The organism is Pseudomonas sp. Sample_22, from assembly GCF_004307635.1.
Lineage (GTDB): Bacteria > Pseudomonadota > Gammaproteobacteria > Pseudomonadales > Pseudomonadaceae > Aquipseudomonas.
The window spans coordinates 222,872-246,041 of the sequence record NZ_RCNY01000031.1; the positions used below are offsets into that span (position 1 = coordinate 222,872).

17 protein-coding genes are annotated in these 23,170 nt (G+C 59.6%); 6 read left to right on the forward strand and 11 right to left on the reverse strand.

All coding sequences use genetic code 11. The features are described from left to right. Positions 1-113: 113 nt before the first annotated feature. Together D8U73_RS08040 and pap are read right to left on the reverse strand one after the other, a co-directional pair. Positions 114-1,298 carry a thiolase family protein gene (locus D8U73_RS08040; protein ID WP_130904149.1) on the reverse strand — a complete coding sequence of 395 codons (1,185 nt, stop codon included), beginning with the start codon at positions 1,296-1,298 and terminating at the stop codon, positions 114-116. Positions 1,299-1,401: 103 nt separating this feature from the next. After that, positions 1,402-2,925: a polyphosphate:AMP phosphotransferase gene (pap, locus tag D8U73_RS08045; RefSeq protein WP_130904150.1), complete on the reverse strand. Its 1,524-nt coding sequence runs from the start codon at positions 2,923-2,925 to the stop codon at positions 1,402-1,404. A gap of 275 nt (positions 2,926-3,200) precedes the next feature. On the opposite strand from pap, the gene mnmC reads away from it, so the two are divergent. Continuing rightward, on the forward strand, positions 3,201-5,183 hold the full coding sequence (gene mnmC, locus D8U73_RS08050; RefSeq protein ID WP_130904151.1) for a bifunctional tRNA (5-methylaminomethyl-2-thiouridine)(34)-methyltransferase MnmD/FAD-dependent 5-carboxymethylaminomethyl-2-thiouridine(34) oxidoreductase MnmC: 1,983 nt from the start codon (positions 3,201-3,203) through the stop codon (positions 5,181-5,183). A gap of 5 nt (positions 5,184-5,188) precedes the next feature. Here the strand turns inward: mnmC and D8U73_RS08055 are convergent, their stop codons facing one another. After that, the gene (locus D8U73_RS08055; RefSeq protein WP_130904152.1) at positions 5,189-10,003 is read right to left on the reverse strand and encodes an NEL-type E3 ubiquitin ligase domain-containing protein; all 4,815 of its coding nucleotides are present in this window, start codon (positions 10,001-10,003) and stop codon (positions 5,189-5,191) included. A gap of 295 nt (positions 10,004-10,298) precedes the next feature. Here D8U73_RS08055 and D8U73_RS08060 point away from each other — a divergent pair, with 295 nt between their 5' ends. From D8U73_RS08060 to D8U73_RS08075, 4 genes are all read left to right on the forward strand, one after another. Continuing rightward, the gene (locus tag D8U73_RS08060; RefSeq protein WP_130904153.1) at positions 10,299-12,071 is read left to right on the forward strand and encodes an N-acetylglutaminylglutamine amidotransferase; all 1,773 of its coding nucleotides are present in this window, start codon (positions 10,299-10,301) and stop codon (positions 12,069-12,071) included. A gap of 3 nt (positions 12,072-12,074) precedes the next feature. Continuing rightward, entirely contained in the window at positions 12,075-13,820 is a 1,746-nt protein-coding gene (ngg, locus tag D8U73_RS08065; protein WP_130904154.1) for an N-acetylglutaminylglutamine synthetase, read from the forward strand. A 145-nt stretch (positions 13,821-13,965) separates the two neighbouring features. Further along, positions 13,966-15,156, forward strand: a complete 1,191-nt coding sequence (locus tag D8U73_RS08070; RefSeq protein WP_130904155.1) for an osmoprotectant NAGGN system M42 family peptidase — start codon at positions 13,966-13,968, stop codon at positions 15,154-15,156. 77 nt (positions 15,157-15,233) lie between these two features. Then, positions 15,234-15,461, forward strand: a complete 228-nt coding sequence (locus tag D8U73_RS08075; RefSeq protein ID WP_003199186.1) for a YheU family protein — start codon at positions 15,234-15,236, stop codon at positions 15,459-15,461. On the opposite strand, the gene csrA is transcribed toward D8U73_RS08075, so the two are convergent. From csrA to D8U73_RS08090, 3 genes are all read right to left on the reverse strand, one after another. Next, positions 15,450-15,641: a carbon storage regulator CsrA gene (gene csrA / locus D8U73_RS08080; RefSeq protein ID WP_056856483.1), complete on the reverse strand. Its 192-nt coding sequence runs from the start codon at positions 15,639-15,641 to the stop codon at positions 15,450-15,452. The two genes, D8U73_RS08075 and csrA, sit on opposite strands and share 12 nt — an antisense overlap. A 151-nt stretch (positions 15,642-15,792) precedes the next feature. Continuing rightward, positions 15,793-16,125 carry a YnfA family protein gene (locus D8U73_RS08085; RefSeq protein ID WP_130904156.1) on the reverse strand — a complete coding sequence of 111 codons (333 nt, stop codon included), beginning with the start codon at positions 16,123-16,125 and terminating at the stop codon, positions 15,793-15,795. Between the two features lie 64 nt (positions 16,126-16,189). Beyond that, positions 16,190-17,005: an SDR family oxidoreductase gene (locus D8U73_RS08090; RefSeq protein WP_056856485.1), complete on the reverse strand. Its 816-nt coding sequence runs from the start codon at positions 17,003-17,005 to the stop codon at positions 16,190-16,192. Positions 17,006-17,290: 285 nt separating this feature from the next. On the opposite strand from D8U73_RS08090, the gene D8U73_RS08095 reads away from it, so the two are divergent. Continuing rightward, positions 17,291-17,443 (forward strand): DUF3309 family protein, encoded by a 153-nt coding sequence (locus tag D8U73_RS08095; RefSeq protein ID WP_130904157.1) that lies wholly within the window; start codon positions 17,291-17,293, stop codon positions 17,441-17,443. Positions 17,444-17,503: 60 nt separating this feature from the next. On the opposite strand, the gene D8U73_RS08100 is transcribed toward D8U73_RS08095, so the two are convergent. From D8U73_RS08100 to D8U73_RS08120, 5 genes are all read right to left on the reverse strand, one after another. Beyond that, positions 17,504-19,603, reverse strand: a complete 2,100-nt coding sequence (locus D8U73_RS08100; RefSeq protein WP_130904158.1) for an LTA synthase family protein — start codon at positions 19,601-19,603, stop codon at positions 17,504-17,506. Positions 19,604-20,037: 434 nt separating this feature from the next. Continuing rightward, positions 20,038-20,643 carry an START domain-containing protein gene (locus D8U73_RS08105; RefSeq protein WP_130904159.1) on the reverse strand — a complete coding sequence of 202 codons (606 nt, stop codon included), beginning with the start codon at positions 20,641-20,643 and terminating at the stop codon, positions 20,038-20,040. A 40-nt stretch (positions 20,644-20,683) separates the two neighbouring features. After that, on the reverse strand, positions 20,684-20,938 hold the full coding sequence (locus D8U73_RS08110; RefSeq protein WP_130904160.1) for a YkgJ family cysteine cluster protein: 255 nt from the start codon (positions 20,936-20,938) through the stop codon (positions 20,684-20,686). A 165-nt stretch (positions 20,939-21,103) separates the two neighbouring features. Next, positions 21,104-21,571, reverse strand: a complete 468-nt coding sequence (locus D8U73_RS08115; protein WP_056856894.1) for a hypothetical protein — start codon at positions 21,569-21,571, stop codon at positions 21,104-21,106. A gap of 99 nt (positions 21,572-21,670) precedes the next feature. Further along, positions 21,671-23,110: a PLP-dependent aminotransferase family protein gene (locus D8U73_RS08120; protein WP_056856489.1), complete on the reverse strand. Its 1,440-nt coding sequence runs from the start codon at positions 23,108-23,110 to the stop codon at positions 21,671-21,673. Positions 23,111-23,170 lie beyond the last annotated feature (60 nt).

Genomic DNA, 23,170 nt, shown 5'->3' on the forward strand with positions numbered 1-23,170 from the left:
CGCCTTCATCGCCAGCAGGCTAGCTCCCACAGGATCTGTGTCGCCCATCAGATCCTGTGGGAGCTAGCCTGCTGGCGATAGCTATTTAACAGTCATGACAAAATCCGAGGCGTTTACCGAACCGCCTCAAACAACCCAGTCGCCCCCATCCCGCCACCCACGCACATGGTCACCACGCCGTAACGCAGATTGCGCCGCTGCAACTCGCGAACGATGTGCCCGACCTGACGCGAACCGGTCATGCCAAACGGGTGGCCGATGGAGATTGAGCCGCCGTTGACGTTGTACTTGTCGTTCTCGATCTCCAGCCGATTGCGCGCGTAAAGGCATTGCGAGGCAAACGCTTCGTTGAGTTCCCAAAGATCGATATCGGCAACCTGCAAGCCCTTGGCCTTGAGCAGTTTCGGCACCGAAAACACCGGGCCGATGCCCATTTCATCCGGTTCGCAGCCGGCCACGGCGAATCCTCGGAAAAACGCTTTTGGCTTCAAGCCAAGCGCCAGGGCTTTCTCCAGGCTCATCACCAACGTCATGGACGCGCCGTCCGACAATTGCGACGAGTTGCCCGCCGTCACCGAACCATCTTCAGCGAACACCGGATTCAATCCGGCGAGGCTTTGCAGCGTAGTGTCGGGACGGTTGCAGTCATCGCGGTCGACGACACCGTCGAGAATCTGCACCTGCCCGGTGGCTTTGTCTTCAACGCGATACTTCACCGCCATCGGCACGATTTCATCATCGAACAACCCGGCAGCCTGTGCCTGGGCGGTGCGTTGCTGACTTTGCAGGGCGTACAGATCCTGCTCTTCACGGCTGACGTTGTAGCGGCGGGCGACGATTTCGGCGGTCTGGCCCATCGGGAAATAAATACCCGGCACCTGTTCCTTGAGCAGCGGGTTGATCAGGTTATCGGTGTTGACGCTTTTCATGGTCAGGCTGATCGACTCGACCCCACCGGCGACGATGATGTCGCTGCAACCGGAAGCGATCTGGTTGGCAGCGATGGCAATCGCCTGCAAGCCTGACGAGCAGAAGCGATTCAAGGTCATGCCGGCGGTGCCGATGCCCAGACGCGACAACACCGCGACGTTGCGCCCGATGTTGTAACCCTGGGCGCCTTCATTGGAGCCGGCGCCGACGATGCAATCCTCGACGCTGGCCGGGTCGATGCCGGTGCGTGCCAGCAAGGCATTGACGCAGTGCGCTGCCATGTCGTCCGGACGGGTCTGGTTGAACTTGCCGCGAAAGGATTTGGCCAGGCCGGTCCGCACGCTGTCGACGATCACCACTTCACGCATGGCATTACCTCATTGTTGTTGTCGGTTGAGAGTGGCCCGAGCATAAGCCCACCCAATTACCAACCGCGACAATCATTCACCCCGCGTATGCGCAACCATCGCCTCACTTCTTGCCCTTGTTGGCCTTCCTGGCGTGTTTATCGGATTTCTTGAACGCTTCTTCCAGTGCCTGATTGATCGTGCGCAACACCTTGACCCGTGCCCAGCGCTTGTCGTTGGCTTCAATCAACGTCCACGGCGAGATTTCGGTGCTGGTGCGGTCGACCATGTCGCCGACAGCGGCGCGATAGTCGTCCCACTTTTCCCGATTGCGCCAGTCATCCTCGGTGATCTTGAAACGCTTGAAAGGAATTTCTTCGCGCTCCTGAAAGCGTTCCATTTGTGTCTGTTTGTCGATGGCCAGCCAGAACTTGACGACGACCACCCCGGCATCGCCAATCTGTTCTTCGAAATCGTTGATTTCACTGTAGGCGCGCAACCAGTCCGCCGGGCTGCAAAAACCCTCGATACGTTCCACCAGCACCCGGCCATACCATGAGCGGTCGAACACGGTGAATTTGCCCCGTGCCGGCAGGTGTCGCCAGAAGCGCCAAAGGTATGGCTGTGCACGCTCTTCTTCAGTGGGCGCGGCAATCGGCACGATGTTGTATTGACGTGGATCGAGCGCCGCCGCCACTCGCCTGATCGCCCCGCCCTTGCCCGCTGCGTCGTTGCCTTCGAACACCGCGACCAGGGCGTGCCGGCGCATGCGTTTGTCCCGCATCAACCCGGAAAGCCGCGCCTGCTCGGTCACCAACTGTTCCTCGTAATCGTCTTTTTCCAGGTGCAGGGTCAGGTCCAGGCTGTCGAGCAGGTTGACTTGATCGACGCTGGGCAACACCGGCGCAGCGCTGACTTTGTCCGGATGGATCTGCGGCCGCTGCAAGGCACCTCGCAGGCTTTCGAGCAGAATCTTGCCCACTACCAGGCTGCGATAGCGTGCATCCATACCAGCGATGACGTGCCACGGCGCATAGTCACGGCTGGTGCGACGCAAGACACGCTCACCGAACTTGACGAAACGGTCGTAGGTCTGCGATTGCTGCCAGTCCAGTGGGCTGATGCGCCAACTGTGCAAGGGATCGTCGGCCAACGCCTTGAGGCGCGCCTTCATCTGTTTCTTGGAGAGGTGGAACCAGAATTTGACGATCACTGCGCCTTCATCGCAGAGCATCTTTTCCAGGCGCTCGGCGCCATTGATGGCTTGATCCAGGCGCGGGTCCTTGAACTCGCCATGTACCCTGCCCTGCAGCATCTGGCTGTACCAATTGCCGAAGAAAACCCCCATGCGCCCCTTGGCCGGCAGCATCCGCCAATAGCGCCACGCCGGGGGCCGTGCCAGTTCTTCATCGGTTTGCTGATCGAACGTGCGGACCTCGATCAAGCGCGGGTCCATCCACTCGTTGAGCAATTTGACCGTCTCGCCCTTACCGGCGCCTTCGATGCCGTTGATCAGGATGATCACCGGAAAACGTTTTTGCTGCTGAAGCTCGAATTGCGCTTCGAGCAAGGCTTCGCGCAGCGCCGGCACTTCGGCGTCGTAGGTTTCTTTGTCGATGGCGTGGTCGATTTCAGCGGATTCGAACATGAACGGCTCCCTTGCAGATTTGAGCAAGACTAGCGGATGGACCTCTCTTGCGTGAGACAAATCCAATTTTCGCAGCCGCGAGAAACCTGTGGCGAGGGAGCTTGCTTGCGCTGGACAGCGAAGCAGCCGCCAAAAACATTGGCGGCTGCTTCGCACCCGAGCGGGAGCAAGCTCCCTCGCCACAAAGGCGTAGCAAGCTCCCTCGCCACAAAGGCGGATCAAGCGCCACGCCCGTGATCGGCTAGAATGGCCACCTTGCCGTTGCCGAGCCTGCCATGAAACCTGTATTGCCCCACGCCCAGCTCGACTGGGATGATCAAGGTCGTCCGTATTCGCGTGTGTTCGACGATGTGTATTTCTCCGATCAGTCGGGGCTGGACGAAACCCGCTACGTGTTCATCGAACAGAACCGCCTGGCAGAACGTTTTGCCGCGTTGCCACCCGGTGGCCGGTTGGTGATTGGCGAAACGGGGTTTGGTACCGGACTGAATTTTCTCTGTGCCTGGCAGGTGTTCGAGCAACATGCGGTACCCGGGGCGCGGCTGCATTTTGTCAGCGTCGAAAAATATCCATTGAGCCTCGCCGACCTGCAGCGCGCCCTGGCACTGTGGCCGCAGCTCAAGGTATTTGCCGATCAACTGCTGGCGCAGTACGTGGCCATCCATCAAGGCTTTCAGCGCCTGACACTGGCCAACGGCCGGGTCACGCTGACCTTGCTGATCGGCGATGCACTGGAGCAACTGCCGCAACTGGACGGGCCAATCGACGCCTGGTTTCTCGACGGTTTTGCCCCGGCGAAAAACCCTGACATGTGGACCGCCGAACTGTTCGTCGAACTGGCACGATTGGCTGCTCCCGGCTCGACCATCAGTACCTTCACCAGTACCGGTTGGGTTCGGCGACTGCTGAACGCCGCGGGCTTCAAGATGAAACGCACGCCGGGCATCGGCCATAAATGGGAAATCCTGCGTGGAGAATTCCTCGGGTGGCCGCAGGAGGTTGCTGCGCCAATCCCGGCCAAACCCTGGTTTGCCCGCCCTGCACCGCTGACGGGTGAACGCCAGGCACTGGTGATCGGCGCCGGGCTGGCCGGTTGCGCCAGCGCCGCCAGTCTTGCAGCGCGAGGCTGGCAAGTGAGCGTGCTGGAGCGCCACGCCGACATTGCCCAGGAGGCCTCCGGCAATCCACAGGGTGTGCTTTACCTGAAGTTATCGGCGCACGGCACCGCGCTGTCGCAAATGATCGTCAGCGGTTTCGGCTACACCCGACGACTGCTGGAGCACTTGCAACGTGGCACTGACTGGGACGATTGCGGCGTGCTGCAACTGGCGTTCAATGCCAGGGAAGCCGAACGACAGGCGCAATTGGCCGAGGCGTTTCCCGCAGACCTGCTGCACCTGATCGATCAGCCCCAGGCCCAGGCGCTGGCGGGGATCGGTCTGGCGCACGGCGGCATGTACTTTCCCGAAGGTGGCTGGGTGCATCCTCCGGCGCTGTGCCAATCGCAGGTTGCACAGCACAACATTCAAATACTGACACACCACGATGCCGTGCAACTGCGCAAGGTCGACGGCCAGTGGCAAGCGTGGGACGGCGAGCGATTGCTCGCCAGCGCCCCCGTGGTCGTGCTGGCCGGTGCCGCCGAGATTCAACGCTTCGCCGAAAGCGCAGAATTGCCGCTCAAACGCATTCGCGGGCAAATCACCCGCCTGGCGCAAACCCCGCAAAGCCAGGCCTTGAGCACGGTGGTCTGTGCCGAAGGCTATGTCGCCCCCGCGCGTCACGGCGAACACACCCTCGGCGCCAGTTTCGATTTCAAGAGCGACGACCTGACTCCGACCATCGCCGAACACCAGGGCAACCTGGCCATGCTCGAAGAGATTTCCCACGATCTGGTTACGCGACTGGAGGCCGACACGCTTGCCCCGGAAAGCCTCCAGGGTCGGGCGGCGTTTCGCTGCACCAGCCCCGACTACCTGCCGATTGTCGGCCCGTTGGCCGACAGTCAGGCTTTCGCCCAGGCCTATGCGGCACTCGCCAAGGATGCCCGGCAAGTGCCGGACATCGAATGCCCATGGCTCGACGGCTTGTACGTCAACAGCGGTCACGGCTCACGTGGTTTGATCACCGCGCCGCTGTCCGGCGAATTGCTCGCCGCCTGGCTGGATAACGAACCGCTGCCTCTGCCCAGGGCGGTGGCCGAAGCCTGCCACCCGAACCGTTTTGCCTTGCGCCGATTGATTCGCGGCAAGGCCTGAGACGCTCAATCGAGGATAAAACAGGTTTTCGTCTCGTCCGCCGCCAGCGCCTGTGTGGTCAGTTCCTCCAGCAACGTGATCTCGGCCTGCTGCAACTGATTCATGATGCCATCGACATGGGCGCGATAGCGCGTGCCCAGCGTCGCCTCGCCTTCGAAGGCCGCCTGCATTCGCACGTGAAAGGGTGCGGCGAGGCGATTCAAACGTTGAGCGTGATGCTTACGCAAGAAGTCGACCCAGAATGAACGCGTGCTCAGATCCCGCAGCAACGCCGGTGACAATAATGCCGTGGTCACTCGGGCGTAAGCAGTGTCCAGGTTTGCCTGCGTCACACCGCTGAGCGATGCGTAACGCATATGCCGAGGTTGGCCGACCAGCTCCAGCCGCTCGGCCAAACCGGTTCGGTAGGCCAATTCCACTTCCACGGGATCAAGCCTGGGGTTGGCCCGCGCATGTTCCTCGGCAATCCCGGCTAGGGTGTCCTGGCAGAACAAAGCTCGCCCAAGGCTCAACAGTCGAGCGGCTTCATCGTGAGCATTGGCAGACGCCTTCACCACCTTGTCGATTTCGACCGCCACTTCAAGGTGACTGAAAATCAATGCCGCGGAATCCGTACAGTTGGCCTTCACCGCCAGCGCCAACAACCGCTCGCGCAACGCCGAATCAGCGGCTGTCGCGTCAATGACGTTCCATACCCGACGAGTCATGTCTTCATGCACAAAACGGCTGTCCGCCGAGTTCCCCACCTCGGCCAGCAACTGGAAGAGTCCCGGCGACGCTGGCTCATTCTTCAGCGCCAGCCATGTGCGGTTGCGCCCGGCGTAATTGGCTTCCCGTGAATCAGGCATCCAGAAGTCCCTGGCGACCTGTTCACTGGTCACCTTGGCATCGTCCGCCATGAACCCCATGCCGATACCGGTCCTGTCACGGTAAGACTGCAGTTTCGCGCGACTGGCTGCGGACAAGGGGTTGTATCGCAGGTTGATGAATTGGGCGAAGCGTTGCGGCACATCAAACAGCCAGTCCGGCAACTCTCGAATCTGGTTACCACGCAAGTCGACTCTGTTGAGGTACGGCAAGCGGTCAAATCCCGCAGGCAGTTCGGTGGCGTGTGTGTCGCTGAGAATCAAGGCCTGCAGGTTGGCCATTTGGCTGACATCCAGCGTGGCTCCCAGACGGTTGCCGCTGAGCGAAAGCGTGCGCAACGTGCGCATGTCGGCCAGTTTGCGCAACGTGTGCTCCGTCAGCGCCACTTGATTGCCGTTCAGGCTCAAATGCTGAAGGTCGGGCATATGCGACAGTATTTCAGGCAACCGCGTCAGCCGATTGCGGTCCAGCTCCAGGGTGACCAACCCTTTGAACGGCCTCAGGAAATAGGCCAACTCATCGCCTGCTTCCATGTCCGTGATAGCGAGGCTGCGTACATGCGCAACGTCCTGTTCGGTCAGCGTCGGCATCTGGCCGACCGGGTTGCGCTGAAGATTGAGCGCTGTGTAGGGCTGATCCTGCGGCCATCTCGGCGGCGCGACCCGGCGCCAGCAGTTTTCGATGGCATCGGCCACCTGACGACGACTGACTCGCAGGTCGTTGAGTTGCCCGGGCAACTTCTTCATTTGTTCGTCATCGGCGCACCAGTTGCGCAGGACCTCGCGCAGTTGCTTGAGCTGCTGCTCGAGCACCTTGATGCGGTTTACCCGCAACGCCTGGGTGCTGCCCGCCGCGTCGAGAAAAGACGAAACCTGGGCATCGCTGAAATACGGATAGAGCTTTCTGACTTTGCGAATCAAGGCTTGTGCATAGACGTTTGCCGCAGGCGGGTCAGCCTGTACGCAGCTGGAAAAATGTTGCGCCAGCTCTGTGCGTTCATTGCGCAGCATCCGTGCGGTGCGTAGCGGATCCCGTGATGTTGCCACCAACAGACGGGTCTGCAACCTTGAAACATCCTGCGCCTCGATCCCGGACAAGCCCATGCGGGTACGCTGGGTTTGCGGCAATGCGCGATAAATCGAATCGAGCAGGCGCTCGCTGCTACGGGTAGTGAGTGCGGTGCCAGTGCCTTGGCTGACTTGATAGCCCGAAGCCGTCTTGACGATCACGCCCTTCGCGGGTGCAGTGGCCTGGCCAACGCTGTCGAGCAAGGTGCCGGTGCTTGATCCCTGGCGTACTTCCAGGCGAAACCCGTCGTCCCAGCCTTGCAGTCGATCCATGAACCTGAGCGCCAGGTTGTCGGTATCGTCATTGGCCAGAGACGGCAGGCGAAACCCGGTGAGGGCACGATCCTGCCTGATCGAAAACTGTGCCTCACTGACCTGTTGCGCCAGATCCAGCCCCAGGATCCTGCGCTCACGAAGAAGGCTACGGTCTCTGCCAGAGGCATTGCTCAACAGCTCCTCGGCCACGCGCACCGGAAGGTCGGTAACCTGGTCGCACAACGTTGCAACGTCGCCAGTGGCAATGCCATCGTAGGTTTTATACAGCTGCTCCATCAGGGGCCGGCGATTGCCTTTCAGCGCCGTGCCGATTTTTTGCGCCAGCAGCGCGGGTTTGGACTCTGTCGTGGCGCCGATGATGCCTTCGACTTCCTTGGAAGACAGGCCGTTGATCACGGTCTCCAGCAACTTTCCTGACTTCAGCTCGGACTCGCTTACAGGCACGCGGTTGGCCTCATCAACCGTCGCCGATTGCGGGTGGCGCGAGACGAACTGCTGTTTATCGTCGACGACCTCGATGAATCGCTCCTTGGGCCAACCGGGCAATGTCGGCAACGTATGCAGTTGTTCCTGCAAATGGGCTGTGCCGGAGAATTCTCCACGCTCCATTCGCCTGATCAGCAGATTGATACCCTGATTCAATTTGAACCGCTCGATGCAGTCCTTGATCCGCGCCGGCAAGGGCAGATTTGCTTCGTGCAATTGGTGCACAAGCGCCGGTGGCAGGTCGGTGATGGCGCCAATGCTCACGATGTCGCTGTGGCTCAGCCCGGTCTGGCCAGGGCTGAGCCGTTTGAGCGCATAACCGCTTGGCCATTCGTATACGTGTTCATGGATATGGCGCCAGCCTCCTTCGACGTGACGTACGAGAGTGGGCTGAAAAGCATCCTGGCGCACGGGATGGTCGACGCGCCACGCTTTCGTTGCAGGATCTTGCGAGACGCGATACGGCGCCCCGTCCATGAGGATCAACGTGCGCTGGCCGTCCTTGTAGAGGCCGTTCGAATCAGGTCGCAGTGTCGCTGCCGGTGGCGTTGCCTGTTTGTAGGCCTTCAGGTCGGGTTTCCATAACCTTGGTTCGCCATGACGACCGGTTACCGCCTCAAAACCGTCGAAAAAGGTCGCCTGTTCGCCTGCGATTCGACTGAATGCAGACGTCACCACCTTGCCGCCCACCACAAACGCGGCCATCTGCGCGACGTTTTCCACGACGTTGAGTAAATGCGACAAGGCCTCGGTGCGCTGACCGTGCGTCCAGTCCTGCACCCCTTCATACACCTCGCCGACAATTTCGACGATGGCCGCCGCGGCCATCAACTCCCCGAGTACAGGAACGAAGAACGACGCTGCGTTGAGCAGGACCAGGCTCGCCTCCATCAGCGTTTTACGTGTTTTCTCCCGTTGTTGTTCATCGACCGATTCTGTCGGCACCGCCAACACTTGCGCATCCTGCTGGGTCTTTTCGATGAAAGCACTGAAGAAAAAATCCGAAGGACAGGTCGCTGGCATGGCCGCCAAAGGACCTAATGCCTTGTCCTTGTCAAAAGCGGTAAAGAACTTCGTCTTATCGTGACCGCAAAGGTATTGCCTGGCGAACTCCGCTCGGTAGCTTTTGGTTTGCAACTTGAGTGTCAGGTAAACCTTGAACTCGTCCAGCGAGGCGTATTCATACAGCGGTCGACGGGGCTCGTTCGGCATGTAGACGATGCATTTCGCCTGTGCGTGGGTATCGATCGACTGATTGCTGAACACCAGCGCACCCGAGATGCAAACGTCATGAATCATCAAGCCCTGCCACATCACCGGTACGCCATCGAACAGCGCGTTTCGGATGCTTGCCACCGGAACATCTTGCGTGATCACGCTGTTCAGGAGGGCATGAGCTGCGGCGCTGATGTCCTTTTTCATGTAGGCGATGTGCACGGCGACCTGCATATCGAGCAATTTCAGGCGCCGAATGTCAGCAGCCGAAGCCGCTGAGTTGGCAGCGCTGTCAACCAGGGTTCTGGGGGGAAGCGCCAATGCTTGGTCAATGTGTTGCTGGTAACGGCCACCGAGGTCCAGTTCGCGGCACAACGTGGCGAAGTGCGCAGGGGTGATGACTGTTGCTGTCTGAGGCTTGCCATTGATGCGAATCAACGATTCTTTGGAAAATCCATTCGTGCCAGCTTCGCCGAGGGTGAAGTTCTCCATGGCGGCGTGGAGCAGGCTGCGGGATTGGGTGGTGACGGTGCCAGTCCAATCGACGGGGAACATGCTTGTCGAAGTAATCGAAGTGGTGCTGACCTCCAGCGTATCGCGCTCGACATCGAACTCGACTGTCCACTTGGCTTTGAGCAAGTCGGTCAATTGTTCCATGCAGAACACATCCAGCGGCTTCAGCCTGTCGAGCGCCTCGCGCGCCCGGGTGTGGCAAACATGCGCCTGCTCAAAGGCTGTTTTCAGCGCTTGCGCCTGGGCCAGGTCGGCGTTGGCCAGCCAGTCCGGAATGGACCTTTGCAAGACCTCGGCCTTGTCCAGGTCAGCGGTGTGTTCCACCAGTGCGTCCAGCCGATGCGCCGGGGTAAATGTCACGGCAGGAGGGTTTGTTTTCGGGAGTGTTGGCAGCATGTGCAATGTCCTTATTGCATTCAGATGCGTTCAGCCTACGGCGCTCAACGGGCAAATGATAATTCGAATATCAGGGCTGATCCCGTGGCGTCCGAGCAAGTATTCCTATGCTTCGTAGCAATATCTATTGCCACTGGCACAAGCCGTTTCAGGTAGGAGCCATTCGTCCGACAGCCGCCACTTATAACGTATCGATCTAAAACTACTGAAATCCGAGCGGGTCAGTTTCTGAGTACCCGCTGTTTTGGCGCGGTAGCGTTTCACCCTCCCCAACGGAAAAACCGGTAAGGAATTTATGTGCGGATTAGCTGGCGAGTTACGTTTTGACAATCAACCTGCAGACCTTGCAGCCGTAGAGCGAATCACCCATCACCTGGCACCACGCGGTCCTGATGCCTGGGGTTTCCATAGCCAAGGGCCGATTGCCCTGGGCCACAGACGCCTGAAAATCATGGACCTGTCGGACGGCTCTGCGCAGCCGATGATCGACAACCAACTGGGCTTGTCGCTGGCCTTCAACGGCGCCATCTACAACTACCCGGAATTGCGTGCGGAGCTGGAAGGCCTTGGTTATGCCTTCTATTCCGGTGGCGACACCGAAGTGCTGCTCAAGGGCTTTCACGCCTGGGGTGAGGCTCTGCTGCCGAAACTCAACGGCATGTTTGCCTTTGCCATCTGGGAGCGCGATGCGCAACGCCTGTTCATTGCCCGCGATCGCCTTGGCGTGAAACCGTTGTATCTGTCGCGCACCGGCCAGCGCCTGCGCTTTGCCTCGGCATTGCCGGCGCTGCTCAAGGGGGGCGACATCAACCCGATCCTTGACCCGGTGGCGCTCAATCATTATTTGAATTTCCACGCGGTGGTCCCGGCGCCACGCACGTTGCTGGCAGGCATCGAAAAACTGCCGCCGGCCAGCTGGATGCGCATCGAACCCGATGGCAGCACCGAGCAGAAAACCTGGTGGACCTTGCCCTACGGCCCACACGCCGATGAGATGAGTCTGACACTCGAAGACTGGCGCGATCGCGTGCTCGACAGCACCCGCGAGGCGGTAGCGATTCGCCAACGGGCAGCGGTGGACGTTGGCGTGCTGCTTTCCGGCGGTGTCGACTCGAGCATGCTGGTGGGCTTGTTGCGCGAAGTCGGGGTAGAAAACCTGTCGACGTTTTCCATCGGTTTCCAGGATGCCGGAGGCGAACGCGGTGACGAATTCCAGTATTCGGACCTGATCGCCAAGCACTACGGCACCCAGCATCATCAACTGCGCATCGACGAAAAAGAGATCATCGAGAAACTGCCCGCCGCGTTCCGCGCGATGAGCGAGCCGATGGTCAGCCACGATTGCATCGCCTTCTACCTGCTGTCCCGGGAAGTGGCCAAGCATTGCAAAGTGGTGCAAAGCGGCCAGGGCGCCGACGAGCTGTTCGCCGGTTATCACTGGTATCCACAGGTGGATGGCGCCAGTGATCCATACGCCGCTTATCGCGAGGCGTTTTTCGATCGCAGTTACGACGACTACGCCGCCACCGTGCAGCCGAAATGGCTGACGGCGAACGACGCTGCCGGCGACTTCGTGAAGCAACATTTCGCACAGCCTGGCGCCGACGCGGCCGTCGACAAAGCCCTGCGTCTGGACAGCACGGTGATGCTGGTGGACGACCCGGTCAAGCGCGTCGACAACATGACCATGGCCTGGGGCCTGGAAGCGCGTACGCCGTTTCTCGACTATCGCCTGGTGGAGTTGTCGGCTCGCGTACCGGGCAAATTCAAATTGCCGGACGGTGGCAAGCAAGTGCTCAAGGAAGCCGCGCGGTTGGTGATCCCCAGTGAAGTGATCGACCGCAAGAAAGGCTACTTCCCGGTGCCGGGTCTCAAGCATTTGCAGGGTGACACGCTGGAATGGGTGCGCGAACTGTTGCTTGATCCCAGCCAGGATCGCGGCCTGTTCAACCCGGCCATGCTCGACCGCCTGCTGACCGACCCGCAAGGGCAACTGACCCCGCTGCGCGGCTCCAAACTGTGGCAACTGGCGGCCCTGAACCTGTGGCTCAGTGAACAAGGAATCTGATCGATGAAACCTCACGCCACGGCTTTCAGCCAACGCTTGTTACGCGGTCAGGCGCCCTCCTACGAACGCTTGCAGGCGCGCCTGGCCGAAGACGGCAGCGCACTGGGCGGCGAGCCGATTGCCGTGCATTGCGGCTGGGGTCGCCTGTTGATCGGCCATACCTTTGCCGATCCGGCCAGCCTCGCCAAAGAACTGCTCAACGAACAGCCCGGCGAGCGCGACATTGCCCTGTACGTTGCCGCACCCCAGCAAATATTGGGGTTGGAACCGACCCAGTTGTTCCTCGACCCGTCCGACACCTTGCGCCTGTGGTTCAGTGACTACCGTCAGGCCACCCGGGTGTTTCGCGGTTTTCGCATCCGCCGTGCGCAGACCGAAGCCGACTGGAATGCAATCAATCAGCTGTATCAGTCACGCGGCATGTTGCCCGTCGATCCGACCTTGCTGACCCCACGGCATGACGGCGGGCCGGTGTATTGGCTGGCTGAAGATGACGACAGCGGTGCGGTGATCGGCAGCGTGATGGGGCTCAATCATCACACGGCTTTCAACGATCCGGAAAACGGCAGCAGCCTATGGTGCCTGGCGGTCGATCCGCGCTGTTCGCGGCCTGGCGTCGGTGAGGTGCTGGTGCGGCATTTGATCGAACACTTCATGAGCCGTGGGCTGAGTTATCTCGATTTGTCGGTATTGCACGACAATCGCCAGGCGAAAAGCCTCTACGCCAAGCTCGGTTTTCGCAACCTGTCGACCTTCGCCATCAAGCGCAAGAACGGCATCAACCAGCCGCTGTTTCTCGGGCCGGGGCCAGAGGTGGCCTTCAATCCGTATGCGCGGATCATTGTCGAGGAAGCGCATCGCCGCGGCATCGATGTGCAAGTGGATGACGCCGATGCCGGGATGTTCACCCTCAGCCACGGCGGGCGTCGGGTTCGCTGCCGGGAATCGCTCAGCGACCTGACCAGCGCCATCAGCATGAGCCTGTGCCAAGACAAAAGCCTGACTCACAAAGTGCTCAAGGCTGCCGGCTTGAACCTGCCGGCTCAGCAACTGGCGGGCAATGCCGATGACAACCTGGCGTTCCTCGACGAACACCATCGAGTGGTGGTCAAGCCGTTGGACGGCGAACAGGGCCAGGGCGTGGCGGTGGATTTGCAGAGCATCGAGGACGTCCAGCAAGCCATCGAGTCAGCGCGCCAGTTCGACAATCGTGTGTTGCTGGAAAGCTTCCATGAGGGTCTTGATCTGCGCATCCTGGTGATCGGCTTTGACGTGGTGGCGGCGGCCATTCGCAGACCGGCGGAAGTGGTGGGCGATGGACAACATTCCATCGGCGAATTGATCGAAGCCCAGAGCCGACGCCGTCAAGCGGCTACCGACGGCGAAAGCAAAATCCCCCTCGACCAGGAAACCCAACGCACGTTGAATGCTGCCGGTTACGACTACAGCAGCATCCTGCCGGCGGGCGAACATCTGTTCGTGCGGCGTACGGCAAATCTGCACACCGGCGGCATTCTCGAGGACGTCACCGCGATTCTGCACCCGACCCTGGTGGACGCTGCCGTACGAGCCGCCCGGGCGCTGGATATTCCGGTGGTCGGCCTGGATCTGCTGGTGACCGCCGCCGATCAGCCTGACTACGTATTTATCGAAGCCAATGAACGCGCCGGGCTGGCCAACCATGAGCCGCAACCGACGGCCGAGCGCTTTGTGGATTTGCTGTTTCCGCATAGTCAGCCGGCAGTCTAGGCCTCGTTCATGATCGTTCCCACGCTCTGCGTGGGAATGCAGCCCGGGACGCTCTGCGTCCCGAAGAGCCGAACGCAGAGCGTCCGTTGAGGCATTCCCACGCAGAGCGTGGGAATGATCAGTGCTCACCCCATCAGGAGTTTCCATGACCATCAAATACCCAGAACCCGACCTGACGTACCTGCAAAAAGTCCTGCTGGAAATGCTCGCCATTCCCAGCCCCACCGGGTTCACCGACACCATCGTGCGCTACGTCGCCGAACGCCTGGAAGAGCTGGGCATTCCCTTCGAAATGACTCGACGCGGCACCATCCGCGCGACCCTCAAGGGCAAGAAAAACAGCCCCGACCGCGCCGTATCCGCGCACCTGGACACCATCGGCGCGGCGGTACGGGCCATCAAGGATAACGGTCGCCTGACCCTTGCCCCGGTCGGGTGCTGGTCCAGCCGTTTTGCCGAAGGCAGCCGGGTCAGCCTGTTCACCGACAACGGCGTGATTCGCGGTAGTGTGTTGCCCTTGATGGCATCCGGGCACGCCTTCAATACGGCCGTGGATGAAATGCCGATCAGTTGGGATCACGTCGAACTGCGCCTCGACGCCTACTGCGCGACGCGTGCCGATTGTGATTCGCTGGGCATCAGCGTCGGCGATTTCGTCGCCTTCGACCCATTGCCGGAATTCACCGAAAGCGGTCACATCAGCGCCCGCCACCTCGATGACAAGGCCGGGGTAGCGGCGCTGCTGGCGGCGTTGAAAGCCATCGTCGACAGCGGTGAAGAATTGCTGATCGACTGTCATCCGCTGTTCACCATCACCGAAGAGACCGGCAGCGGCGCGGCGGCGGCATTGCCGTGGGACGTCAGCGAATTCGTCGGCATCGACATCGCACCGGTCGCCCCGGGCCAGCACTCCAGCGAACACGCCGTGAGCATCGCGATGCAGGATTCGGGCGGACCGTACGACTACCATTTGTCACGACATCTGCTGCGCCTGGCCAGCGATAACGACTTGCCCGTACGCCGTGACCTGTTCCGCTATTACTTCAGCGATGCGCACTCGGCAGTCACCGCGGGGCATGACATCCGCACCGCCCTGCTCGCCTTCGGCTGCGACGCGACCCATGGCTACGAACGCACCCACATCGACAGCCTTGCGGCCCTGAGTCGCCTGCTCGGTGCCTACATCCTCAGCCCACCGGTCTTCGCCAGCGATGCCCAACCCGCCACGGGGTCACTTGACCGCTTCAGTCATCAGATCGAGCACGACACCCAGATGGAAAGCGATACGCGGGTGCCGTCAGTGGACAGCCTGGTGGGACAGCGCAACGACAATTAGCGATCCTGCAGCAGCTCCTGCTGGTGATGTGTTGCCAACCGCCGTAGCATCGCGCCATTGATTGATCCGAGGTGCCTATGCTGATCCCCCACGACCAACTTGAAGTCGACACCCTCACCCGCCTGATCGAGGATTTCGTGACCCGTGACGGCACCGACAATGGTGATGACACGCCCCTGGAGACCCGCGTATTGCGGGTCCGCCAGGCATTGACCAAGGGCCAGGCGCTGATCGTCTTCGACCCGGAAAGCGAGCAATGCCAGCTCATGCTCAAGCACGACGTGCCCAAACATCTATTCGACTGATTTTTTCTGTTTGGGCAGCTTGCGCTTGATGCGCTCGTAAACCTCCGAGCGATGCACATTGACCTCTCTCGGCGCTTCGACACCGAAACGCACGTTATTGCCGTTGACGGCGACGACGCGTATGGAAATGTTGTCGCCGATGGAAATCAATTCGCCCACTACGCGGCTGAGTACAAGCATGGCCTTGGTCCTTTCAGGTTTACCGAACCTTGAAGATGCCCGGCGCAGGCTTGGCCTTCAAGGCAGTAGCGGCAATCCAGACTGAACCTACAGCCAGCGGCCAACACACTGACGGAAACGTCTTACAGTGCAGCGCAAAGCAAGGCCCGTTTCAGGAGGCGGAAAATCGCGGGCCGAACAGGATGATGCTGGCGCCAATCACGCATAACGCCACCCCGAGCCAGTCCGAGCCCAGCGGACGAATCCGTTCAACCACCGCCAGCCAGCCGATCGAGGCGATGATGTAGATGCCACCGTAGGCGGCATAGGCACGACCGGCATAGGTCGATTCAATGCGGGTCAGCAACAGGGCGAACAACGTCAGGCTGAGCAGCGCCGGCACGATCCACCAGGCGCTTTTACCCTGGCGCAACCACATCCAGAAGGCGAAGCAACCGGCGATTTCGAACAGCGCGGCCAGGAAGAACCACAGATAGTTGAGCATGCGAACGTCTCATGAGAGTGGCCGATGGCGGCCACCCTAACGATGCCATCGCTCGCCGGCAAGTTCAGCCTGCGGTTTGCTTGGCCTTGGCGCGCATCTTGTCAGCCATCAGCGTCATTTCGTTGTAGAGCAATTGCGGGTTCTTCTGCTTCAGTGCCCAGGCCATACGACCCTGCTCGTGGGGCAGAATCATGAATTCGCCGGCACCGACTTGCTGATAGATGTAGTCGGCGATGTCAGCGGCGCTGATCGGCGAACTTTCCAGCAACTTGCCAACCTGGGCTTTCATGGCCGGGGTCGGACCTCGGAAAGAGTCCAGCAAGTTGGTCTGGAAGAATGACGGACATACCACGTGCACGCCGACTTCCTGTTGAGCCAGTTCGATCAGCAGACTCTCGGACAATGCCACCACACCCGCCTTGGCCACGTTGTAGTTGCTCATGGCCGGGCCTTGCATCAACGCTGCCATCGACGCGATGTTGATGATCTTGCCTTTGCTTTTTTCCAGCAGTGGCAGGAATGCCTTGCAGCCCTTGACCACACCCATGAGGTTTATCGCGATCTGCCAGTCCCAGTCCTCGAGGGACAGTTCGCTGAAGAACCCACCCGACGCCACGCCTGCGTTGTTGACAATGACATCGATGCCACCGAGTTTCTCTTCGCAAGCCTGGGCGAACGCGGTCAGCTGGCTGTAATCGCGGACATCGCAACGCTGGATGAAACCGTCGCCGCCCGCTTCGCGTACCTGTTTCAGGGTTTCCTGCAGGCCGGGCTCACTGACGTCCGACAAGGCCAGCTGCCAGCCTTCACGCGCCCAGCGCAGCGCGATTTCGCGACCCAGGCCAGAGCCTGCACCAGTGATCATCATGCGATTTTGCATAGCAAACAGCCTTGTTGTTCCGGGGAAGATGCGTCGAGTGTAGCGAAGGATATTGCGCGACCCACGCTCCATCAGATTGCTGAATGGCATGAGCAAACCGTCGGAAGGGCTGCATCAACTAACTAAAAAGAATTGGAATTGGCTTTGTTTCGAAAAACAGCAAAAAAACTTGGAATTTTCTTTCAAGCGCCATGGTCGGAAGTTTTAAGCGGCTCGAATTAATGGCATTCCCGCTGACTGATAACGGCAAAGTCATTCCTGAACTCTTACAGCAAGGAAACAGACATGGGCACAATTCTACTCATCATTCTGATTTTGTTACTGATCGGTGGTCTGCCGGTCTTCCCGCACTCCAGAAGTTGGGGTTATGGCCCGTCCGGTATCATCGGCGTGGTGTTGGTGGTGATCATTATTCTGTTGTTACTCGGCAAGATATGACGATTTAATCGGCAAAAAAAAGAGGCCTTTTCCAAGGCCTCTTTTTTATTGCGTCAGCGTTTAGTCCGGCGTGCCGTCCACCACACCAGCCGTGTTATCGATCAGGCTTTTGGTCGCTGTCTGCAGGAACGCTTCCAGCTTGGTCTTCAACTCGGCGGTGCGTGATGCATCCGGTATAACCTCGGCGCGCGGTTTGGCGCCCAGTTCGTACTGATACATCTTCGGCGCCATGTCCTTGTCCTTCGGCAATACCAGAATCTGGTCAGCCGTGATGATGGCCGTGGTCTGTTCACTGCCGGACGGCTTGATCACGCCAAAACCGGTGTCACCTTCAGGCAGGTTGAGCAGGTCGCGGCCCCAGCACTGATGACGCACTTCGCCACCGAGACGCCCCATGATGGTCGGTACGATGTCGATTTGCGTACCCACTGTGTGGCTCAGCGTGCCGAACTTTTCCTGGATGCCAGGGGCAATCAGCAGCATCGGTACGTTGAAGCGCCCCAGGTCCATCTCGGTGATCTGCCGCTCGTTGCCAAACCCGTGGTCGCCAACGACGACGAACAGGGTTTCCTTGAAGTACGGCTCTTTGCGCGCCTGCTCAAAGAACTGACCCAACGCCCAGTCCGAGTAACGCATGGCGGTCAGGTGCTCGTTCAGGCTGCCACGATCAGTAACGGGTTCGACCGGCAATGGCGTTGGCAAGGCGTAAGGGGTGTGGTTGGACAGGGTTTGCAGCAACGCATAGAACGGCTTCTTGTCCTTGCCGTCCCGGGCTTTCAGTTCAACCAGACCACGGTCGAACATGTCCTGGTCAGACACGCCCCACGTCGGATCGGAGAACACCGGGTTGACGAAGTCGTTACGCCCGATGAAGTTGGTCATGCCCTGGTTGCTGAAGAACCCTGACTGGTTATCCCAGGCGAAGTCACCGTTGTAGACATAAACGTCGTCGTAGTCACGAGCGCTGAGCAACTGCGGCAAGCCCGACAACTTGTGGCTGCCTTCCGGGGTCTGCATCAGGTATTCGAAACCCGGCAGGTTGGGAAAGCACGCCATGGTGGCAAACATGCCCTGGTGAGTGTGGGTACCGTTGGAGAAGAAGCGGTCGAACAACAGGCCTTCCTTCGACAATTTGTCGAGGTAAGGCGTGATGTTGCCAGGGGCGCCCAAGGCACCCACCGAATGACCGGCCATGCTTTCCATCAGGATCACGACGACGTTCTTGATCGGCAGGGTCTTGTCGGTTGGCGGCGTGTAATCACGACGTACGGCGGCGGTTTCGCCATCCACCAGTTTGTCGTCCTTCATCACCAGCATGTCGCGCACGGTCTGCTGCGCCATGGGTTGCGGCAACGTGGCTTTCCAGATGTTGTCGCGATCCTCGGACATGCGGCTCTTCGCCGCCGCCACCAGGGAAAGCGTGCCGTTGAGGCCCAATTGGTTGGCGAAGTTGGAGTCGGTGGTGTACACATCGCCCCAGCGCATCGGCGGGCCTTGGCGCAAGGTGCCACGGGCTGCGACCACGCAGATCAGCAGGCAGACCACGAAGACCATGAGGCGTGCGTACCAAGGTGCAACCTGGCGCGTACTGATGCTGCCGCCGCTGAACGGGCCACGAGGCCGGGTCGCCCGGTCCGCGCCCTTGAACGCCAGGCTCAGGAGCCAGGTGCCAACGGCCCAGGCCAACAGGTAGCGAACCACCGGAAAACCATACCAGAGCATGCTCATCACGGTTTTCGGGTCTTCCTTCACGTACTGGAAGACCAGGCCGTTGAGGCGCTGGTGGAACTCTCGGTAGAAGTCCATCTCCATCAGGCCCAGGAACAACGCAATGCTGGACGCAATGGTCAGCCATAGGCGAAAGAACCCGCGTGCAGCCATGGCCCGCGCACTGAACAGCGCCAGGATCAACGGGATACTGAGGTAGACCACCAGCCGCAGGTCGAAACGCAGACCGTTGGAGAACGCTTCGACAAAGGTCGAGGCCGGTGTATCGAGGATCATTTCGCGGTTGTAGACCAGCAGCGCAAGGCGCAATGCGGAAAACATCACCATCATCACCAAGGCGCACAGCAGCGTGTAGGCCAGATGCGATTTGACGGTCGGTTGCAGCAGGCGACTCGAAGCTCGCTGCTGACTCAGGGCGTCCGGGATTGCCATGTCGTTTTAGGACCCATTGGAAGTTGAAGTTTCAAAGTACAGCGGCGCCTTGCCCTCTTTTGGCCAATTCCTGGCTCCGGGGCTTGCGCGGTGCGCAAATGTTGCACGATCAACGGCGGCAATGCCATTGATTACTCTTCTGTCATTTCGACGCGGGCGAATTGTCTTGGAGGCGTTGTGAAAATTTTGTGCAACGCATATCTGGAAACACAATAAAGGTTTCGAGCTGAATGCAGGCTGCAATGGCGACTGACGGGCTAATGACGTATTTCCTGTAGGAGCACAGCTTGCTGGCGATGACGGAGTGTCAGGCATCATGGATGTTGAACGTGCCGCCGTCATCGCCGGCAAGCCGCGCTCCTACAGGTGTTGAGGTGGCCGCCGTTTTTGGGCTCGGCGCCCCCCTGTAGATCGGCGACAGCAAGCGCCGCGTTTTACTTCTCGGCGCGGGCCTTGAGATTTTTCAGCGTATTGAACGGCGCGTCCACTACGAACTTGTTCGCAACCATTGATGGAACGCTGCCTCCCGGCTCGGTGTGTACCTGGTAGGTCACTTCGATCTGATCACCCTTGGGAACGAATTTCCAGAAACCGTCGATCCTGGCGACGCGCACAAAGCCTTTTTCTTCAGGAAGATAGGTTGGCACGCCCTCGAGCTTGCGGGTCAGGCTGCCATCGGCACCTTCGATGGTGGTGACATGCAACACCGAGTCACGCGGGGTCACCGGCCATGGCGTATTGAATTGGGTGTAGGTCCAGCTCTGATCGCCTTCGTGCTTGAGCAACTTCTGGCTCTTGCACTCGTGAATCCAGGCGCAGGCACCCGGTACGTCTTCCTGCAGCGCGCGCAACTTGGCCATTGTGGTCTTCATCAGGGTCACACCCTGGTAGGCCTTGTAGTCGGAACCCGCCACTTCACTCAGGGAGACCTTGATGCCGTCTTCGTTCTTGGCGACTTCCCAATCTTCGGCCTGTGCAACCGAGGTGGCCAATACAGCCGTCAAACCACACAGCACAGCGATACGATGCAGCGAACCCATAATGTTATTCCTTATTGTTGAAATTCCGTTCGTTGACACATTACGCCGCCGTCATCTGCTCCCACCAGCCAATCAGCCTGATCGCTTCTTCACTGCTGCTGCCACACACCTCGACGTCGGCCTCGAAGGCCGAACACACGGCCGGGCGCTCCGGTTTGCCGAAAATATTGCACAGATTGTCGGCAGACAATTGCAGGCAGCGCTCCCCCGCGGCTTTGCCTTGTGGCATTCCGGGAATCGGCGAACTGATGGAAGGGGCAATGCAACAAGCGCCACAGCCCTCACGGCATTTCATGACGACAAGCACCTCACGACGAGCAATGTATAAAAGGACGGGGCACAGAGTAACCGCTAAAACAGTTGTTTTAAATTACCCGTCCATGGGTTTTTACCCGAACGGAGACGTGACCGCCCAGTCTCCGACAAAGCGTCTGCCCTGCGGGTTGCGAATAGAGTCGACTTATCGCTTGAACTCAAACTCCAGCGCCGCGCCGTCGACTTCATGGCGTACTTCATTACGCAATTGCAACTGCATTTCGTTACTGATCAAACGACCGTTGAGCTGGAACTGGCTGCTTTTGTCACCGAACATTTGTGGTAACACAGGTTCGCGCTTAGGCAACGGCACAGTGCCGACGGGATCAAGCTCCTCAACCATATCCTTGGGCAGGCTTAGATCCAGGTTGGCTGAAGGAAGTTGGGTTTTCACCACTTCACTGGCCTGTTTCGACTTGGATGCAATCGGCGGGCGCTTTTTCACCGCCGCCGTTTTCTTCTGGACCGGTGCAGTTTTTTTCGCGGGCGCCGCTTTTTTCGTTGAAGTGCTCGCTGCCGGCTTTTCTTGAACAGAAGCGGCCAGAACGAATACCGGCTGAGCGCTGATGAACAGGCAGATCAACAAACAGGTGGTAGAAAAAATCGATTTCATGGATCCAACGGCGCACATCGCGCAATCGACAGCGGGGCCATATGCTCTCCTGTTGCAGGCGCCATGACAAGCGTGGGCAGGATTAACCTGCCCGCCACATCAAAAGCCGCCGGCCATCTCCTGGCAAAGCTGTGTGGCCAGCATGCCCAGGGTCATCAATGCGCGCTCGGCCTCGCGGTTCCACGGGATCCCGCAGTTGAGACGGATACAGTGATTGAATTGCTCGGTGTTACTGAAAATCAGCCCCGGCGCGATGCTGATGCCTTGCTGCAACGCACGCACGTGCAATTCCTGGGTGTTGACCCGCCCTGGCAGACTCACCCACAAAATGAAGCCGCCCGTCGGCCGCGTCATTTGCGTGCCCTCGGGGAAGTGCTGCTGCACCGCGAGCTGGAAGGCGCTGAGGTTCTTGCGGTACTCCTGGCGGATGTAGCGCAAATGGCGGTCGTAACCGCCATTTTCCAGATAAGCGGCAATGCCCATCTGCGTGACGCTGCAGGCCGAGTGGGTGCTGAATGTCTGCAACCGCTGAATTTCCTGTTGGTACTTGCCAGCGATCATCCAGCCAATGCGCACGCCCGGTGACAGGGTCTTGGAGAAACTCGAACAGTAGATCACCCGATCCAGGCGGTCATAGGCCTTGAGGGATTTGGTGCGCCCCTGTTCGAACATCAATTCGCCGTAGATATCATCCTCGACAATCTGGATATCGAAGTCCGACGCCAGGCGCAGCAGCTGCTTCTGCCGCTCCTCGGGCATGGTGCCACCGAGCGGATTACTCAGGCGGGTGGTCAGTACCAGGGCCTTGATCGACCATTGGTTGGCCGCCAGTTGCAGGGCCTCGAGACTCATGCCGGTGGACGGGTCGCTAGGGATTTCGATGACTTTGAGGCCCAGCAGGTCGGCCAATTGCAACAGACCGTAGTAAGTCGGTGACTCGGCGGCAATCAGATCGCCGGGCCGGGTCAGCACCCGCAGAGACATCTGCAAGGCGTCAACGCAACCGTGGGTGATAACCACTTCCGAAGGATCGACCACCACACCGGCATCGCGCATGCGGATTGCCACCTGTCGGCGTAACGGTTCGAAACCGGGACTGAACATGTAGCTGAACGCGCGAGGACTATGGAATCGGGTGACTTTGGCCAATTGCTGATGCAGTGCCCGTACCGGCAGATAATCGACACTCGGCACGGCGGCGCCCAAAGGGAACACACCTTCGCGGCGCGATTCGACCAACACCTGCTGGATGATACTGCTGCGCGTAACCAGACCCGGACGCTCGACCCGGGCGATATCCGGGGTTGGCGCGGTCAGGGCCGGCGTCTGGTGCACGTAGTAACCGGACTGCGGTCGGGCGCGGATCAGGCCCTGATCCTCGAGATTGGCGTACGCCTGCAAAACCGTGGCATGGCTGACATTGAGCTGCGAGCTCATCTTGCGCACCGAAGGCACGCGCTCGCCGGGTTGATAGACACCACGGCGGATGTCTTCTGCCAGCTGTTGAGCAATACGTTGGTAGAGCAAGAGATTGGTCATGACGCAGCACTCGATTTCACGGGCATTTTATTCTTGTGTGAAACAATACCGGAACAGTTT